Origin of the sequence: Neisseria gonorrhoeae, from assembly GCF_013030075.1 — a bacterium.
Taxonomy (GTDB): domain Bacteria; phylum Pseudomonadota; class Gammaproteobacteria; order Burkholderiales; family Neisseriaceae; genus Neisseria; species Neisseria gonorrhoeae.
In genome coordinates, this window is the sequence record NZ_AP023069.1 from 1,715,285 (window position 1) to 1,732,762 (window position 17,478).

At 51.4% G+C, this 17,478-nt stretch carries 15 protein-coding genes and 4 pseudogenes; 3 read left to right on the forward strand and 16 right to left on the reverse strand.

The window, feature by feature from the left end; translation table 11 throughout:
* The 16 genes and pseudogenes from nuoK to HT085_RS09055 all read right to left on the reverse strand — a co-directional run.
* Complete coding sequence (gene nuoK, locus HT085_RS08980; protein WP_002215628.1) at positions 1 to 306, reverse strand: NADH-quinone oxidoreductase subunit NuoK; 306 nt, start codon at positions 304 to 306, stop codon at positions 1 to 3.
* Positions 303 to 974 carry an NADH-quinone oxidoreductase subunit J gene (locus HT085_RS08985; protein ID WP_003689941.1) on the reverse strand — a complete coding sequence of 224 codons (672 nt, stop codon included), beginning with the start codon at positions 972 to 974 and terminating at the stop codon, positions 303 to 305. Before HT085_RS08985 ends, nuoK begins: the two co-directional genes overlap by 4 nt.
* An 11-nt stretch (positions 975 to 985) precedes the next feature.
* Complete coding sequence (gene nuoI, locus HT085_RS08990; protein WP_014580372.1) at positions 986 to 1,465, reverse strand: NADH-quinone oxidoreductase subunit NuoI; 480 nt, start codon at positions 1,463 to 1,465, stop codon at positions 986 to 988.
* A gap of 80 nt (positions 1,466 to 1,545) precedes the next feature.
* The gene (gene nuoH, locus HT085_RS08995; RefSeq protein WP_003691926.1) at positions 1,546 to 2,622 is read right to left on the reverse strand and encodes an NADH-quinone oxidoreductase subunit NuoH; all 1,077 of its coding nucleotides are present in this window, start codon (positions 2,620 to 2,622) and stop codon (positions 1,546 to 1,548) included.
* A 2-nt stretch (positions 2,623 to 2,624) separates the two neighbouring features.
* The gene (gene nuoG / locus HT085_RS09000) at positions 2,625 to 4,886 is read right to left on the reverse strand and encodes an NADH-quinone oxidoreductase subunit NuoG (protein WP_003691927.1); all 2,262 of its coding nucleotides are present in this window, start codon (positions 4,884 to 4,886) and stop codon (positions 2,625 to 2,627) included.
* A gap of 413 nt (positions 4,887 to 5,299) precedes the next feature.
* Positions 5,300 to 5,599, reverse strand: coding sequence for a hypothetical protein (locus HT085_RS09005; RefSeq protein WP_010359298.1), 300 nt, complete (start codon positions 5,597 to 5,599; stop codon positions 5,300 to 5,302).
* On the reverse strand, positions 5,599 to 6,900 hold the full coding sequence (gene nuoF / locus HT085_RS09010; RefSeq protein WP_003689949.1) for an NADH-quinone oxidoreductase subunit NuoF: 1,302 nt from the start codon (positions 6,898 to 6,900) through the stop codon (positions 5,599 to 5,601). Before nuoF ends, HT085_RS09005 begins: the two co-directional genes overlap by 1 nt.
* A 389-nt stretch (positions 6,901 to 7,289) precedes the next feature.
* A complete protein-coding gene (gene nuoE / locus HT085_RS09015; RefSeq protein WP_014580373.1) occupies positions 7,290 to 7,763 on the reverse strand; it encodes an NADH-quinone oxidoreductase subunit NuoE in 474 nt (157 codons plus the stop codon).
* A complete protein-coding gene (gene nuoD / locus HT085_RS09020) occupies positions 7,763 to 9,019 on the reverse strand; it encodes an NADH dehydrogenase (quinone) subunit D (protein ID WP_003689951.1) in 1,257 nt (418 codons plus the stop codon). Before nuoD ends, nuoE begins: the two co-directional genes overlap by 1 nt.
* Positions 9,009 to 9,602 (reverse strand): NADH-quinone oxidoreductase subunit C, encoded by a 594-nt coding sequence (locus tag HT085_RS09025; RefSeq protein ID WP_003689952.1) that lies wholly within the window; start codon positions 9,600 to 9,602, stop codon positions 9,009 to 9,011. The genes nuoD and HT085_RS09025 overlap by 11 nt, the downstream gene beginning before the upstream one ends.
* A gap of 12 nt (positions 9,603 to 9,614) precedes the next feature.
* The gene (locus HT085_RS09030; protein ID WP_002215610.1) at positions 9,615 to 10,097 is read right to left on the reverse strand and encodes a NuoB/complex I 20 kDa subunit family protein; all 483 of its coding nucleotides are present in this window, start codon (positions 10,095 to 10,097) and stop codon (positions 9,615 to 9,617) included.
* On the reverse strand, positions 10,088 to 10,444 hold the full coding sequence (locus HT085_RS09035; protein ID WP_002216332.1) for an NADH-quinone oxidoreductase subunit A: 357 nt from the start codon (positions 10,442 to 10,444) through the stop codon (positions 10,088 to 10,090). The genes HT085_RS09030 and HT085_RS09035 overlap by 10 nt, the downstream gene beginning before the upstream one ends.
* A gap of 492 nt (positions 10,445 to 10,936) precedes the next feature.
* On the reverse strand, positions 10,937 to 12,424 hold the full coding sequence (locus HT085_RS09040; protein ID WP_003691931.1) for a spermine/spermidine synthase domain-containing protein: 1,488 nt from the start codon (positions 12,422 to 12,424) through the stop codon (positions 10,937 to 10,939).
* Entirely contained in the window at positions 12,411 to 13,031 is a 621-nt protein-coding gene (locus HT085_RS09045; RefSeq protein WP_003696151.1) for a fused MFS/spermidine synthase, read from the reverse strand. The genes HT085_RS09040 and HT085_RS09045 overlap by 14 nt, the downstream gene beginning before the upstream one ends.
* A gap of 198 nt (positions 13,032 to 13,229) precedes the next feature.
* A pseudogene (locus tag HT085_RS09050) lies at positions 13,230 to 13,606 on the reverse strand (transposase).
* Between the two features lie 308 nt (positions 13,607 to 13,914).
* A pseudogene (locus tag HT085_RS09055) lies at positions 13,915 to 14,040 on the reverse strand (IS110 family transposase); the annotation flags it as partial.
* Between the two features lie 787 nt (positions 14,041 to 14,827).
* On the opposite strand from HT085_RS09055, the pseudogene HT085_RS09060 reads away from it, so the two are divergent.
* From HT085_RS09060 to HT085_RS09070, 3 genes and pseudogenes are all read left to right on the forward strand, one after another.
* Positions 14,828 to 15,196 (forward strand): annotated as a pseudogene (locus HT085_RS09060) (pilin); the annotation flags it as partial.
* Between the two features lie 526 nt (positions 15,197 to 15,722).
* Positions 15,723 to 16,121 (forward strand): annotated as a pseudogene (locus HT085_RS09065) (pilin); the annotation flags it as partial.
* Between the two features lie 642 nt (positions 16,122 to 16,763).
* Complete coding sequence (locus HT085_RS09070) at positions 16,764 to 17,471, forward strand: opacity family porin (RefSeq protein WP_172763944.1); 708 nt, start codon at positions 16,764 to 16,766, stop codon at positions 17,469 to 17,471.
* Positions 17,472 to 17,478: the final 7 nt, after the last annotated feature.

Sequence of the window (17,478 nt, forward strand, 5' to 3'; positions counted from 1 at the left end):
TTACCCTTTCAACTCGTCCAAATCGGCAACATTAATCGTTTGTCGGTTGCGGTACACCAGCACCATAATCGCCAAACCGATGGCAGATTCGGCAGCGGCAACGGTCAATACGAAGAATACGAAAATTTGTCCGGCAGTATCGCCCAAATGTTGCGAGAAGGCGATAAAGTTGAAGTTCACCGCCAAAAGCATCAGCTCGATGGACATCAGCAATACCAGCACGTTTTTGCGGTTCATAAAGATGCCCATCGCGCTGATACCGAACAGGAGAGCGCCCAATACCAGATAATGCGTCAAAGTAATCATGCTTTGCCCTCCCCTTCCGTCTTGAGGCCGTCTGAAACTTCGCTTTCTTCGGCAGATTCGACTTGCGGTTTGACCGCTTCCATTTTCACCAGACGCATACGGCCTTGATCGGCGCGTACTTTAACTTGGTCGGCTGGATCCATACGTTTCGGATTGGTGGTTTTGCGGTGAACCAATGCAATCGCGGCCACCATGCCCAACAGCAGCAATACCGCCGCCAATTCAAACGGCAACAGGTAGTCGGTATAAATACGGCTGCCCAAATCGCGGATATTGTTGTAATCGGCCGGAATGTCTTTCATCAGACCAAATGCGGCCAGGTCGGTTTTCGGGTTGACCAGAATCAGGATCAGGGCAACCGCCAACAACGTACCGACCACACCGGCAACAGGCGCGTGCCGCCAGAAACCGGCGCGCATTTCCTCGATGTCGATATTCAGCATCATCACGACGAACAGGAACAACACCATTACGGCGCCGACGTAAACCACCACCAGCGTAACGCCCAAAAACTCCGCCTGCATCAGCATCCAAATCATCGCGCTCACGCAGAAGGTCAGCACCAGATGCAAAGCGGCATGGACAGGGTTTTTGGCGGTAACGGTACGAACCGCACCGTACAAAACGATGGCGGCAAGGATATAGAACAGAATCACGGAAAAAGTCATTCGTCTGCTCCTTAGCGGTACGGCGCGTCAGCGGCTTTGCGTTTGGCGATTTCGGCTTCGTATTTGTCGCCGATTGCCAAGAGGATGGGCTTGGTCATATGCAAGTCGCCTTTTTTCTCGCCGTGGTATTCAAAAATATGGGTTTCCACAATCGCATCGGTCGGGCAGGCCTCTTCGCAGAAACCGCAGAAGATGCACTTGGTCAGGTCGATGTCGTAACGCTTGGTGCGGCGGGTGCCGTCTTCGCGTTCTTCCGATTCGATGTTGATCGCCATTGCCGGACACACCGCCTCGCACAATTTACACGCGATGCAGCGTTCCTCTCCGTTCGGATAACAGCGTTGCGCGTGCAGACCGCGGAAACGCACGGATTGCGGCGTTTTCTCTTCGGGAAAATAAATTGTGTCTTTGCGGGCAAAAAAGTTTTTGAGCGTTACGCCCATGCCTTTGACCAGTTCGCCAAGCAGAAAGGTTTTTACTAAGTTAGCCATATTATGTTCCCTCAAAACAGGGATTTCGTTAGGTATTCAAAATCGCTTTGTTCAGACGGCCTCAAGATGCCGTCTGAAACTTATTTCCACAAATTCAGCGGTGAAATCATCCACACGCCCAAAACCACGATGTAGGCGAAGCCGATCGGAATCAGCACTTTCCAGCCCAAACGCATGATTTGGTCGTAGCGGTAGCGTGGGAAGGTTGCACGAATCCACAGATACCAGTACAGCACCGCCGCCATTTTCACGAACATCCAGAATGCGGAAGGCGTACCGACAATGCCCCAGCTTTGCGGGAACGGAGACAACCAGCCGCCGAGGAACATCAGCGATGTCAGCGCGGCAATCAGAATCATGAAAATGTATTCGGCAAGGAAGAACAGCGCGAATGCAAAGCCGGAGTATTCGACGTGGTGTCCGGCAACGATTTCAGACTCGCCCTCTGCCACGTCAAACGGTGCGCGGTTGGTTTCGGCAACGGCGGAAATCAGATAGACGATGAAGATTGGGAACAGCGGCAGCCAGTTCCACGAGAACACAGAACCGCCCGCGATGCCTTTTGCCTGCGCGGCAACGATGTCGGAGAAGTTCATGCTGCCCGATACCATCACAACGCACACCAGCGCGGCACTCATGGCAATCTCGTAGGAAATGCTTTGCGCGGAAGCACGCATTGCACCCAAGAACGAATATTTGGAGTTGGAAGCCCAGCCCGCGATAATCACGCCGTAAACCGACAGCGAGGTAATCATCAGGATGTACAAAAGGCCGATATTGATATTGGTCAGCACCCATTCTTCGTTAAACGGAATCACCGCCCACGCCGCGAAAGACGGGGCGAGCGACATAATCGGGCCGATGTAGAATAAGGCTTTGTTTGACAGCTTCGGACGGGTTACCTCTTTAAACAAGAGTTTGAACACGTCGGCAAACGGCTGAATCAGACCCCGCGGGCCGGTTACGTTCGGGCCGACGCGAAGCTGCATAAAGCCGATGACTTTACGTTCGAAATACGTCAGGTAGGCAACGGTCAGAATCAGCGGAATCAGGATAATCACGATTTTGACGATGACGGATACCACCAAGCCTACGGTGATGCCCAAATCGCCCAGACCGAGCGTTGCGGCAAAGAGGTTTTGGAACCATTCCTGCATAATCAAGCTCCCGCCAGTTCAATAGTGCCCATCAACGCACCCAGCGCGGCATTTTCGGTATGCAGCGGCAGATGCACCACGTTTTCAGGCAAACCGGCATCGGCTTTGACGGCAACCGATACGCTTGCGCCGTTTTGTTTGGCGACAGCGGTTTGTCCGTCTTGCAGGCCCAAGCGTGCCAATGTGTTCGGATTTACACGCGCGGCAGGCACGGCGGCATGGCTGGTTTCTTGCAACGGTGCGGAACGGCGCACGATAGAATCAGTATGATAAATACCGACGCCGCCGACACGGACGAGGCGGTCTGAGGCCGTCTGAACGCCCTCCCCTGCCCATGTGCTGCGGTTGTCCAGTTTGGACGGCAGGCTTTCCGCATCCAGCGCGTCTTTCAGAATCGCGGCGGTATCGTGGTATTCAAAACCTTTCAGGTCAAACAGGTTGCCCAATACGCGCAACACTTTCCACAACGGACGTGAATCGCCGAAGCCTTGTACCACGCCGTGGAAAGATTGCAGACGGCCTTCCATATTGATGAAGCTGCCTGATGTTTCGGTAAACGGCGCAATCGGCAGCAATACGTCGCACACGTCCAGCAGCGTTTCGCTGACAAACGGCGTAAACGCCATCACGCTTTTCGCCTGTTTCAACGCGGCTACGGCTTTTGCACCGTCAACCGTATCGATTTCAGGCTCGACGTTGAGCAGCAAGACTGCCTGTTTCGGCGTGTTTGCCATTTCGGCAACGCTCTCGCCCGAGTTCACACCCAATACGTCCGCACCGACGCTGTTGGCGGCTTGCGGCAAAATGCCCAGCACTGCGCCGGTCGCGTCCGCCAACTCTTGCGCGGCGGCATAAATGGCGGCGTAATCAGGATGGTTTTGCACTTCCGCACCCAAAATCACCGCTGCTTTTTCAGCGTTTTTCAGGCTGGCGGTAACGGCATGTTCCGCATCGGCAGACAGGTTTTTCAGACGGCCTGCCCACTCGTCGGGATGTGCGGCTTCTTGAGACAGAAGCGGCATAAACAATTCTTCTTTACTGCCGGCCAATACGCTCAAGGCCATACGGTCTTTGGCGGCGCGGCGCAGGCGGGCGGTCAGGAGCGGCTGTTCTTTGCGCAAGTTCGCACCGACTACCAATACGGCATCGTTGTCAGCCAAAGATTCAATACTTTGTCCCAACCATTGCGCACCTTTAAGGCCGTCTGAAAGACGTTTGTCTTGTTGGCGCAAACGGGTTGCAAAGTTTTTAACACCCAAGCCGTCGGCAAATTTTTTGGCCAGATACAGCTCTTCAACCGTATTCATCGGATTAGCCCAAACGCCGACTTGGTTTTGGTTGCCGTCTTTGGCGATACATTCAATCGCGCTGCGGACATATTCCAACGCGGTTTTCCAATCCACGTCCATCCACTCGCCACCCTGTTTGATTTTCGGATTTTTCAGACGGCTTTCGTGATACAGGCCTTCGTAGGCAAAACGGTCGCGGTCGGACAGCCAGCATTCGTTGATGGCTTCGTTTTCCAACGGCAACACGCGGCGGACGGTATGGTCTTTGGTTTGTACAATCAGGTTGCTGCCCAAAGCGTCGTGTGCGGAAACGGATTTGCGGCGGTTCAATTCCCAAGTACGCGCGTTGAAGCGGAACGGTTTGCTGGTCAATGCGCCGACGGGACACAAATCGATGACGTTGCCCGACAGCTCGGTTTCCACCGCTTTGCCGATAAAGGGCATGATTTCGGAGTGTTCACCACGATTCACCATCGCAATTTCCTGCAAACCGGCGATTTCTTCGGTGAAACGTACGCAGCGGGTACAGTGGATACAGCGGCTCATTTCCTCGGCGGAAACCAAAGGACCCATGTCCTTGCCGACGACGGAACGTTTTTCTTCGGTATAACGGCTGGTGGTTTTGCCGTAGCCCACCGCCAAATCCTGCAACTGGCATTCGCCGCCCTGGTCGCAGGTCGGACAATCAAGCGGATGGTTGATGAGCAGGAACTCCATCACGCCTTCTTGCGCCTCTCGGGCTTTTGCCGAATGCGTACGCACAATCATGCCGTCCGTTACCGGCGTGGCACAGGCAGGCAGCGGTTTGGGGGCTTTTTCCACATCCACCAGACACATACGGCAGTTGGCGGCAATAGAGAGCTTTTTGTGGTAACAGAAATGCGGAATATAAGTACCGAGCTTGTGCGCGGCTTCAATTACCGTCGCGCCCTGCTCCACAGATACCTGTTTGCCGTCGATTTCGATTTGTAACATGGTTCGTTCCTAGTTACGGGTATTTGATAAATAATTTTTTATGGAGATCGTCTGAAAAATGGGCTTCAGACGGCCTTTTGAGTTTCATTGACAATCAATACTGTTTAAAACGTTTACTGCCACCTTGCCGTCATTCCCGCACAGGCGGGAATCCATTTTTTGAATTTCGGCAACTGCTTTTCAAATATCGGGTTCTGTAAATTCCACTATGGATTCCCGCCTGTGCGGGAATGACGGCAAAGTTAAATTTTTAGCATTTTGCTTTTAACCAATATAAAACCAACTAAAACTATAACTCATTTATTATATTTTTAAATGACTTAAATAACTCTTTAACAGCACGCTCATTGTCTTCATCTGTAGGCTCAAACTTTTCACACCAATTAATTATATTTACATCGCCATGCAATATCCTACTGCATCGCAACTACCACCCCGTGTCCTTGACGTGCCAAAATAAAATCACAATTATGCGAATAAAGTTTGTATAAATTTCTCCTAACCTCGTATTCATTATCACCAGATGAATAAAAACCAATCCTCTGACCTTCATGATCAAATACTGCAACAAAATCTAAGCCGTTTCCATATCTTTCAAAAAAGACTAGAAATTTAGAAAATTTCCGACAAATCTGATTAAAAAGCGTATTGAGTGTCGTACTCTTACCTTTGTTGGCTGCACCGTATAGAATAAAAATTTTAGCTTCCACCATTACCACCCTCCCCACTTATGCTCTTTCATCGGCCCGCCGTGTTCGATGTAATGCGCAAACTCATCACGGAAATGCTTGGTAAAGCTGCGGACAGGGAAGACGGCGGCATCGGCAAGGGCGCAGATGGTGCGGCCTGCCATTTGGTTGCCGACAGAATCCAGCAAATCCAAGTCTTCCATGCGGCCTTTGCCTTCTACGATGCGGCGGACGATGCGGTAAAGCCAGCCGGTACCTTCGCGGCAGGGGGTGCATTGGCCGCAGGATTCGTCGTAGTAGAAATAGCTTAAGCGTTCGAGGGCTTTGACCATGCACACGTCTTCGTCCATCACGATAATCGCGCCGGAACCGAGCATCGAGCCGGCTTTGGAAATCGAGTCATAGTCCATATTGGTCTGCATCATAATGTCGGCAGGCAATACGGGGGCGGACGAACCGCCGGGAATAACGGCTTTGAGTTTTTTACCGCCGCGCATACCGCCCGCCATTTTCAAGACTTCGGCAAACGGCGTGCCCAACGGCACTTCATAGTTGCCCGGACGCTCGACATGGCCGGAAATACAAAATAATTTGGTACCGCCTGCATTCGGAATACCTTTATCGGCAAACGCCTGTCCGCCGTCACGGATAATGAATGGAACGGAGGAGAACGTTTCGGTATTGTTGATGGTGGTCGGTTTGCCGTACAGGCCGAACGAGGCGGGGAACGGCGGTTTGAAGCGCGGCTGGCCTTTTTTGCCTTCCAACGATTCAAGCAATGCGGTTTCTTCGCCGCAAATATATGCGCCGTAGCCGTGGTGGGCGAAGAGTTCGAATTCAAAATCCGAACCCAAAATATTTTTACCCAAAAAGCCTGCGGCACGCGCCTGCTCCAAAGCGGCTTCAAAGCGTTGATAACCTTCGAAAATTTCGCCGTGGATATAGTTGTAGCCGGCTTTCGCGCCCATCGCGTAACCGGCAATGATCATGCCTTCAATCAGGGCATGAGGATTGAACATGATGATGTCGCGGTCTTTAAATGTACCCGGCTCGCCTTCGTCGGTGTTGCAAACCACATATTTTTCGCCCGGGAAAGAACGGGGCATAAAGCTCCATTTCAAACCGGTCGGGAAGCCCGCACCGCCGCGCCCGCGCAAGCCGGAGGTTTTGACTTCGTCAATCACATCGGTTTGCGAGATGTTTTCGGACAGGATTTTACGCAGGGCGGTATAGCCGCCGCGTTTGACGTATTCGTCCAATGTCCAGCAATCGGGATTGGCGGTATCCACTTGGTCAAAAATCACGCCTGATTGGTAAATAGCCATTTTTGGTGTGCCTGTTTGTTTTCGTATCGGTTGCGGCCGCTGTTTCAGACGACCTTAAAATGTCTTTGTGTATCGGCTTGTAACGTCTTCTGAAATAAAATCTAGTTTATCAAATCGATATTTTCAGACGACCTTCAATCGTTTTTGTTGGATCTCGACCACTTGCTTGTCTGCCGTCATTCCCGCGCAGGCGGGAATCCATCCTCAATGGTAAGCAATGTCTTATTAAATTCAGAAACCGAATCTTACCGGTGGATTCCCGCCTGCGCGGGAATGACGGCATTTCAGTATTTCAGTAGGGCGGATTCTTAAATCCGACATTTTGCCTTTTTACCCACTCTGTCGGATACAAGTATCCGACCTACGTTTAAATCGTCGTTTCAGACGACCTACTCCAACTCCGCCAGTTTCTTCTCAATCGCCTCTTCGGTCATAAAGCTGCACATGCTGTGGTTGTTGACCAGCATAACGGGGGCATCGCCGCACGCGCCCATGCATTCGCTTTCGACAAGGGTAAATTTGCCGTCGGGCGTGGTTTCGCCGTAGCCGATACCGAGTTTTTGTTTGAGGTATTCGCCGGTCGCCATACCGCCGCGCAGAGCGCAGGGCAGGTTGGTACAAACGGTCAGTTTGTATTTGCCGACAGGCTCAAGGTCGTACATATTGTAGAAAGTGGCGACTTCATATGCCTGCGCCGGCGTGATGCCGATGTAGTCGGCAACAAAAGCGATGGTTTCGGGGGCGAGCCAGCCTTTTTCGGTTTGGGCGATACGCAACGCGCCCATGATGGCGGAACGGCGTTGGTCGGCGGGATATTTCGCCAACTCAATGTCGATTTGTTTTAAGGATTTTGCGGATAACATTATCGGTCAACCTCCCCGAATACGATGTCCTGCGTACCGATGATGGCAACGACGTCGGCGAGCATATGGCCTTTTGCCATTTCGTCCATGCCTTGCAGGTGGGCGAAGCCGGGTGCGCGGATTTTCAGGCGGTAGGGTTTGTTTGCGCCGTCTGAAATGATGTAAACGCCGAACTCGCCTTTCGGGTGTTCGACAGCGGTGTAGGTCTCGCCCTCGGGAACGTGCATACCCTCGGTAAAGAGTTTGAAATGGTGAATCAGGTCTTCCATACCTGTTTTCATTTCGGTACGTTTGGGCGGAGCGAATTTGTGGTTTGCGGTAATGACCGGGCCGGGATTGACGCGCAACCAGTCGGCGCATTGTTTGATGATGCGTACGGATTGGCGCATTTCTTCCATACGGCAGAGGTAACGGTCGTAGCAGTCGCCGTTGACGCCGACGGGGATGTCGAAATCCATTTTGTCGTACACTTCGTAGGGCTGTGTCTTACGCACGTCCCATTCCACGCCGGAACCGCGAAGCATCACACCGGTAAAGCCTTTTTGCATGGCGCGCTCGGGAGAGACAACGCCGATGCCGACGGTACGCTGTTTCCAGATGCGGTTGTCGGTCAGGAGGGTTTCGAGTGTGTCGATATTTTTGGGGAAGCGTTCGCAGAAGGCATCGATAAAGTCAAGCATCGTGCCTTCGCGGGATTCGTTGAGCTGCTTCAATACTTTGGCATTGCGGAATTTGCTGCTCTCGTATTTGGGCATAAAGCCGGGTAGGTCGCGGTAAACGCCGCCGGGACGGAAGTAGGCGGCGTGCATACGTGCGCCGGACACGGCTTCGTACAAGTCCATCAGCTCTTCGCGGTCGCGGAAGGCGTAGAGGATGGCGGTCATCGCGCCGATGTCGAAGGCGTGCGAACCGATGCCCATCAAGTGATTGAGGATGCGCGTTACTTCGGCGAACATCACGCGGATGTATTGGGCGCGGATAGGCACATCGATACCGGCAAGTTTTTCTACCGCCAAGCAATACGCCTGCTCGTTGACCATCATGGAAACGTAGTCCAAACGGTCCATATAGGGCAGGGCTTGCAGATAGGTTTTGGTTTCCGCCAGTTTTTCGGTGCCCCGGTGCAGGAGGCCGATATGCGGATCGGCACGGACGATTTGTTCGCCGTCCAGCTCCAAAATCATACGCAATACGCCATGCGCCGCAGGGTGCTGCGGGCCGAAGTTGATGGTGTAGTTTCTTAATTTATTGGCCACCGTAGTTCTCCTCACGGACGATACGCGGTGTGATTTCGCGCGGCTCAATGGTAACAGGTTGGTAAATCACGCGTTTTTGCTCTTCGTCATAACGCATTTCCACATAGCCGGAAATCGGGAAGTCTTTGCGGAACGGATGTCCGACAAAGCCGTAATCGGTCAGGATGCGGCGCAAGTCGGGATGGTTGTTGAACATGATGCCGTACAAATCGAAGGCTTCGCGCTCGTACCAATCCGCGCTGTTGTAAATATCGGCTACGGATTCGACTACAGGGAAGTCGTCGTCTGAAACCCAGACGCGTACGCGGATGCGTTGATTGTTTTTAACGGAAAGCAACTGACTGACAACGGCAAAGCGTTTGCCCTGCCATGCTTCGTTTTTGTAAGTGCTGTAATCGACGCCGCACAAGTCAACCAGAAGCTCGAAATGCAAATCTTCATGGTCGTGCAATGCGGTCATGACTGAAATATAGTGCTCGGGCAGACACTCGACGGTAATCTCGCCCAAAGCTGAAATGACTTTGCCTGCCTGATCGCCAAGCACGCCGACGACGGTCTCGTATAAGTTTTGAATGCTTGCCATATCGTCCTCTCCTTACTCGTCACGCGCGATGGTGGAAGTGCGCTTGATTTTTTGTTGGAGCTGAATCAGGCCGTAAATCAGAGCTTCCGCAGTCGGCGGACAACCCGGCACATAAACGTCCACCGGCACGACACGGTCGGCACCGCGCACAACGGAATAAGAATAGTGATAATAGCCGCCGCCGTTGGCACACGAACCCATAGACAATACCCAGCGCGGCTCGGCGAGCTGGTCGTACACGCGACGCAGGGCTGGCGCCATTTTATTGGTCAGCGTACCTGCCACAATCATCAGGTCGGCCTGACGTGGGGACGGACGGAAAATGATACCGAAACGGTCAAGGTCATAACGCGCCATACCCGCATGCATCATTTCCACGGCGCAGCAGGCCAATCCGAAAGTAACCGGCCACAATGAACCGGTACGCATATAGTTCAACACCGTATCCGCGCTGGTGGTGATGAAACCTTTTTTCAAAACGCCTTCTATTCCCATTCCAGCGCACCTTTTTTCCATTCGTAAACAAAGCCTACCGTCAGGACGACGATAAACACCAGCATAGACCAAAAGCCGTACGCGCCCAAATCTTTGAACACGACTGCCCACGGCAGCATAAACGCAACCTCCAAATCGAAGAGGATGAACAGGATGGCGACGAGGTAATAGCGCACGTCGAACTTCATCCTTGCGTTTTCAAAGGCTTCAAAACCGCATTCGTAAGGCGCGTCTTTTTCGGCATAGTGGCGTTTCGGGCCCAAAATCGTGCCGAGCAGGATAAACAGTACGCCGGCCGCGAGGCCGACGAGGATAAAGACAAAGACGGGAAAATAAGCGGACAACATGGTTACACCCAAATCCGTTAACAAAATTTCTACAATAATTTCGTATTTTAGCGAATTTCAAAAACCATTAAAAGGTAAATATCGGCAAAACGCCCAAAAAAACCCAATAAATACAATCATGTTATGATAACGATTCTTATTTGATTTTATAAGGTCATATAAATTTTTACACCGTAATTCGTGGTATAGCGGATTAACAAAAACCGGTACGGCGTTGCCCCGCCTTAGCTCAAGGGGAACGATTCCCTAAGGTGCCCAAGCACCAGGCGAATCGGTTCCGTACTATCCGTACTGTCTGCGGCCCGCCGCCTTGTCCTGATTTTTGTTAATCCGCTATATATAGGAATAAGAATTCGGGACAAAATGTTTAAACCATTTTGTCCCGACTGCTGTGATGCGGTTTTTTTGAACTAGCAGGACGTTACCTAAAACCTGCGTTACCTAAAACCTGCGTTGCCTAAAACCTGCGTTGCCTGAAACCCTTTAAGACGGTTAAATCCCTCTGCCGTATTTGTATTCTACAATCATATTATCGTCAGTAATGACTTCCGCCCCAGCCGAAGGTTCCGTCATCCGAATCAGCATACGAGAGACAACCTTTTGTGCTGCAGCATCCACGGTGCTGCTGTCAAATACGTGCCTGCCGCTTTCCGGCCAAATCAACCGGGAAAGGCGTTGCTTGAGCAGTTCTTTATTAGGGAAAACTACCGGGGTTGCCGAGCCGACTACCATATGCCCGTAGCGGTATGCATAGGGAATACTGTGTACGGCGGTAGCAAAAGCATGCGGGCTGTGCGTGGTATTAAACATTACAATACCATCCGGGGTAAGGTGGCTTTGCACCTGTTTTAAAAATTCCGCACTCAACAGGTTAGTGGAATAGGCACGCCAGTACCAAGTCGAATTCATCAAAATCAGGTCGAATTTTTCATCAGGATGGCGACGCAGCCATTTCCTACCGTCATCCAATACAATTTCAACACGTTTGTCCTGCAAAAGCGGTGCGATTTGCGGCTCGTCCGCGATAAGGCTACGGTATGCCGGATTGATTTCCGCAACGATCATCGACTGCATTTCCGGAATGGCAGACAAGACGCGCGCCCACGAACCTGTACTCAATCCAACGACGAAAATGCGGCGTATGCCGGACTTCAGGGAGGGTGGCAGATAGGCACGTTCGATGCCGTTGACACTATTGAATATATCGGTATTGTATGCGCCGTCGTATACATTCGCCCCATAAACAACCTTATCACCATCTCTATGGTAAACCGCAACAATGCCGTGTTTGTTTTCAATCAGCCTATCCGGACGGTCAGCAATATTTTGAAAGACGGAATCCGGCAGTAGGAACATGAGGATGCCGAACATTAGGGAAACTGCTACCGACACTGCATTCAGTCGGAGACTTTTTTGGAACGGTGTACAAAACAAAGGGACAGCAGCAGAAATCAAACAGATGAGCAGGTAAATCTGTTGGGTGGACAAGAAATCAAGTATCACAAAGCCGATAAGGACCGGACCCAATGCACTGCCGGCAACGTTGGCGAAATAAACATTGGAAACCTGTCGTCCGGATTTGTTGCCATCCGTACCCACATGGTGTACAAGTGGGAAAATCAACCCCCTGACGACGGCAGACAGGGTAATGAAGATACCGGCGTGGTGGACGAAGCCGGAAAAACCCGTCAACAACCACGCAGCACCCAAAATCAAAAAATCGGCAATACCCGCCCACAAGAAGCACTGCCCGATAAAGGGAATATCAACAAAGCGGCTGCGGCAAATCCGTTTGCCAAAATACGCGCCGACGGCGATACCGGTCAGAAAACAGGCAAGAGTAAATGAAAATGCCTGAGGCACGGACTGTGCTGCGAACGAAAACATCCTTACCCACAAGACTTCTATACCCAAGCTCAATAATCCGCTAAGGAAAGAAAGCATATAAATCAAACTAGTATTCGGTTTAGTGTTCACCATATCCATCCTTTCTGTAACGCAGCCATACTGAAGCAGCAATCAGAAGGTTAAGGCAGGCTGTCAGCGCAATGGTTTGGGAGAGGGTAAAAAAGACGTAGAAAAATTCGGCGGCGGCAAGCGATCCGAGTGCCGCACCCAAAGTGTTGAAAAAATATAAGGTACCGATAGACTCGCCAACATTATGTATTTTCCGGTTAAAAAAACAGGTCAGCAAGGGCAAGGTCGCGCCCATCATAAAGGTAGGAAGCAGCAATAAGAGGAAATTGGCAGCAGCGATGATGGGCAAATCAGCCTCAACTAAAAGATGCCCCAAGCCGGAAATCAGACCCTTGCTTACCAAACCGAACAGACCGATGGATACTTCAGCGATGCAAAACAGGGGGATGATACTTGAAGGAAAACGGTCAGCAATGCGTCCGCCGAAATACGCACCTACACCCAAGCCGACCATAAATACAGAAATAATGACAGTAATCGAACTCAAATCGATACCTATGTGGCTGAATAGAAGCCTCTGCCAGCTGACCTGGTAAATCAGGGCGCAGAAGCCAGAGGCGAAAAACACCAGCGACAATCCTTTCAGGGTTTTACTTGCGGTCGAATTCATATTTTCTATTTTCAAATAGGCGGAACTATAAATGAAATGTATTAATGTGTAAACATTTGTATTAGCCGTAGGAAATCACCGCATTGCTCAAACTGCAGGCCGGGAAAATAAACTCGTAAGCCCGCAAACGGCGTATCACTGTTCAAACTGCTGTGCGGCTTCATGACGTTATAAAAATTAAGGGGCTGTCCTGGACAACTAGGATAAACTCGATTTTGCTAATTGTTTTAAAATGGAACAAGAACTTTTATCTCACTGTTGTTAAAACGCCGTTCGCACTCCTTTAAATACGGCTCAAAATGCTCTTTGGGAATGCCGTCAAACTTGCGTAAATGACGTTTTGCCCGGTTCCAAAAGTTCCCAATTCCATTAATATGGTTTTGTCGTTCGGCAAAATGTGTGCTGTGATTGATACGGAAATGGCTAAATTCGCCCGCATCCAATACATCATAGCGACGATAACAATCCGTATAAACAATGCTGTCAGGCTCTGTTGCTGTTCTTGCAGTTACGCCTGCGACAAACAGTTCAATGAGTTTATTTTGTTTATACCGGCTTAGACGGCTTTTTCTCATAGGGATAATTCTAACTTAATTTGAATTTCCCTAGTTATCTAGGACAGCCCCAAGAATAATAATCATTCTGGATATTCAGTGATAACAGACACCGGGTGTTCATACCCTGTTTTTACCGTCCGTCATTCCCACGAAAGTGGGGATCCAGGACGAAAAATCTCAAGAAACCGTTTTACCCGATAAATTTCCGCACCGACAGACCTAGATTCCCGCCTGCGCGGGAATGACGGTTCGGGTATTTCTGACGATTCATCGAGCCGTAGCAACTGTATTTTCCACCCCGTCGGGCAAAAATACCAAAACTCAAATCAAGCCGTCCGAATACCGTTTTCGGCGGTATCGTTTGCGGCAAAATAATCACGCATCCGGGCATTCAATATCGTCGGCAGTTTGCGCATACATGCCGTAACGGCAACCTTATACGGCTTACCCTTGTATGGCGGATTAACAAAAATCAGGACAAGGCGGCGGGCCGCAGGCAGTACGAATGGTACGGAACCGATCCGCCCGGTGCTTGGGCGCCTTAGGGAACCGTTCCCTTTGAGCCGGGGCGGGGCAACGCCGTACCGGTTTTTGTTAATCCGCTATACCTGCGTAATGGTATCGGGTACTCATCATCAACCTGCCTTGCATTCGGTTGTGTTGTCCGGCAACTGTCCGGTTGTGCCGATGGGTTGCCCTGCCGCTCCCTGAGCCGCGCAACGGTTGTCTGCCTTGGGCGGGCGCGGGTGGCGGCCGGGCGGTTTGTCGCTATGATACGGAAGTTCCGATATACAAGCGGTGGGCTGAAGCCTACCATTTCCATCAATCCAACATTTCTACCGTTTTCATTGAATCCATCGAATCCGCCCCTTTCGACAATCCGACCCTATACAACTGAACCGTCATTCCCGCACAGGCGGGAATCTAGACCCGTCGGCACGGAAACCTGCGTCCCGTCATTCCCACAAAAGTGGGAATCCGGAACGCAAAATCTAAAGAAACCGTTTTACCCGATAAGTTTCCGCACTGACAGACCTGGATTCCCGCCTACGCGGGAATGACGGTATATCGGTTTCCGTTCGGACAAATGTCTGCGCAGGAATAAATGGCCGCGTTTGAATTCTCGGTTAATTCCATTTATTAGCCGCTTGCTTCTGTTTGCATGAAAGCCGGGATTATTGAATAAAATACATTTGCACGGCCGGTTAGGTTTGCCCGCCGGAAATTTAAACACCGCCAAAAAAATCAGCCGTTACCGAGTATTACCCGAATCACGGCGAATGGCCGAAAAACAACGCTTCTGCCGGCGTGGCATCCTCCGCCTCCGACATCAAAGGCAAATATGTTCAAAGCGTTACGGTCGCAAACGGCGTCGTCACCGCCACAATGAATTCAAGCGGCGTAAACAAAGAAATCCAAGGCAAAAGACTCTCCCTGTGGGCCAAGCGTGAAAACGGTTCGGTAAAATGGTTCTGCGGACAGCCGGTTAAGCGCGCCGACAACGCCGGCAAAGCCGACGACGTCACCGTTGCCGACGCCAAAGACGGCAAAGAAATCGACACCAAGCACCTGCCGTCAACCTGCCGTGATACGTCATCTGCCAAATAAGGCAAATTAGGCCTTAAATTTCAAATAAATCAAGCGGTAAGTGATTTTCCACGGCCGCCCGGATCAACCCGGGCGGCTTGTCTTTTAAGGGTTTGCAAGGCGGGCGGGGTCGTCCGTTCCGGTGGAAATAATATATCGATTGCGCTTCAAGGCCCTGCATGTACCTCATTGCCACCCGTTTAAACACGGTTTTTATCTGACAGGCGCGCAATCCGCCCCCTCATTTGCCGAACAAGCGGTCCGGACTCCCGCCCGCGCGGGAATGACGGCGGAGCGGTTTCCGTTGCTCCCGATAAATTCCTAAAACTTAAAATTTCATCATTCCTACAAGGACAGAAAACCAAAAACAGAAACCTAAAATTCGTCATTCCCGCAAAAGCGGGAATCCAGTTCGTTGAATTTCAGTTATTTAGAATAAATTTTGAAACTTTAATCCCGTCATTCCCGCGAAAGCGGGAATCTAGGACGTAAAATCTAAAGAAACCGTTTTCCCGATAAGTTTCCGTGCCGACAGACCCGGATTCCCGCCCGCGCGCAAGTTTCCGAAGCCATCCTTTTGGCCGAAGGTCAAAAATCAGCCGTTACCGAGTATTACCTGAATAACGGCAAATGGCCCGCCGACAACGGCGCTGCCGGCGTGGCATCCTCCGCCACCGACATCAAAGGCAAATATGTTAAGGAAGTTAAAGTCGCAAACGGCGTCGTTACCGCCACAATGAATTCAACCGGCGTAAACAAAGAAATCAAAGGCAAAAGACTCTCCCTGTGGGGCAGGCGTGAAAACGGTTCGGTAAAATGGTTCTGCGGACAGCCGGTTACGCGCGCCAAAGCCGACGCCGACGCCGACGCCGCCGGCAAAGACACCACCAACATCGACACCAAGCACCTGCCGTCAACCTGCCGCGATAACTTTGATGCCAGCTGAGGCAAATTAGGCCTTAAATTTCAAATAAATCAAACGGTAAGTGATTTCCCACGGCCGCCCGGATCAACCCGGGCGGCTTGTCTTTTAAGGGTTTGCAAGGCGGGCGGGGTCGTCCGTTCCGGTGGAAATAATATATCGATTGCGCTTCAAGGCCCTGCATGTGCCTCATTGCCACCCGTTTAAACACGGTTTTTATCTGACAGGCGCGCAATCCGCCCCCTCATTTGCCGAACAAGCGGTCCGGACTCCCGCCCGCGCGGGAATGACGGCTGCAGATGCCCGACGGTCTTTATAGCGGATTAACAAAAATCAGGACAAGGCGGCGGGCCGCAGGCAGTACAAATGGTACGGAACCGATCCGCCCGGTGCTTGGGCGCCTTAGGGAACCGTTCCCTTTGAGCCGGGGCGGGGCAACCCGTACCGGTTTTTGTTCATCCGCCATATTGTGTTGAAACACCGCCCGGAACCCGATATAATCCGCCCTTCAACATCAGTGAAAATCTTTTTTTAACCGGTTAAACCGAATAAGGAGCCGAAAATGAATCCAGCCCGCAAAAAACCTTCTCTTCTCTTCCCTTCTCTTCTCTTCTCTTCCCTTCCGCAGCGCAGGCGGCAAGTGAAGACGGCGGCCGCGGCCCGTATGTGCAGGCGGATTTAGCCTATGCCGCCGAACGCATTACCCACGATTATCCGGAACCAACCGCTCAAAAAAAAGGCAAAATAAGCACGGTAAGCGATTATTTCAGAAACATCCGTACGCATTCCGTCCACCCCAGGGTGTCGGTCGGCTACGACTTCGGCGGCTGGAGGATAGCGGCAGATTATGCCCGTTACAGAAAATGGAACGACAATAAATATTCCGTGAACATAAAAGAGTTGGGAAGAAACGATAAGACCTCTTCTGGCAGCAGAGGCCATCTTAACATACAAACCCGAAAGACGGAACATCAGGAAAACGGCACATTCCACGCCGTTTCTTCTCTCGGCTTGTCAACCATTTACGATTTCGATACCGGTTCCCGCTTCAAACCCTATATCGGCATGCGCGTCGCCTACGGACACGTCAGACATCAGGTTCGTTCGGTTCAACAAGAAACCATTGCTGTTACCACTTACCCAAGCGACGGTAGTGCGAAAACTTCTGTTCCATCAGAAATGCCCCCCAAACCTGCCTATCACGAAAACCGCAGCAGCCGCCGCTTGGGCTTCGGCGCGATGGCGGGCGTGGGCATAGACGTCGCGCCCGGCCTGACCTTGGACGCCGGCTACCGCTACCACTATTGGGGACGCCTGGAAAACACCCGCTTCAAAACCCACGAAGCCTCGTTGGGCGTGCGCTACCGCTTCTGATTCCCCG

Coding starts and splice junctions, on each gene's coding strand:
- nuoE (WP_014580373.1), bottom strand. CDS start 7,763: ATGTTATCCGCAAAATCCTTAAAACAAATCGACATTGAGTTGGCGAAA.
- HT085_RS09025 (WP_003689952.1), bottom strand. CDS start 9,602: ATGGCAAGCATTCAAAACTTATACGAGACCGTCGTCGGCGTGCTTGGC.
- HT085_RS08985 (WP_003689941.1), bottom strand. CDS start 974: ATGACTTTTTCCGTGATTCTGTTCTATATCCTTGCCGCCATCGTTTTG.
- HT085_RS09045 (WP_003696151.1), bottom strand. CDS start 13,031: ATGAATTCGACCGCAAGTAAAACCCTGAAAGGATTGTCGCTGGTGTTT.
- nuoK (WP_002215628.1), bottom strand. CDS start 306: ATGATTACTTTGACGCATTATCTGGTATTGGGCGCTCTCCTGTTCGGT.
- nuoG (WP_003691927.1), bottom strand. CDS start 4,886: ATGTTACAAATCGAAATCGACGGCAAACAGGTATCTGTGGAGCAGGGC.
- HT085_RS09035 (WP_002216332.1), bottom strand. CDS start 10,444: ATGTTGTCCGCTTATTTTCCCGTCTTTGTCTTTATCCTCGTCGGCCTC.
- HT085_RS09005 (WP_010359298.1), bottom strand. CDS start 5,599: ATGGTGGAAGCTAAAATTTTTATTCTATACGGTGCAGCCAACAAAGGT.
- nuoF (WP_003689949.1), bottom strand. CDS start 6,900: ATGGCTATTTACCAATCAGGCGTGATTTTTGACCAAGTGGATACCGCC.
- HT085_RS09040 (WP_003691931.1), bottom strand. CDS start 12,424: ATGGTGAACACTAAACCGAATACTAGTTTGATTTATATGCTTTCTTTC.
- nuoH (WP_003691926.1), bottom strand. CDS start 2,622: ATGCAGGAATGGTTCCAAAACCTCTTTGCCGCAACGCTCGGTCTGGGC.
- HT085_RS09030 (WP_002215610.1), bottom strand. CDS start 10,097: ATGGGAATAGAAGGCGTTTTGAAAAAAGGTTTCATCACCACCAGCGCG.
- nuoI (WP_014580372.1), bottom strand. CDS start 1,465: ATGGCTAACTTAGTAAAAACCTTTCTGCTTGGCGAACTGGTCAAAGGC.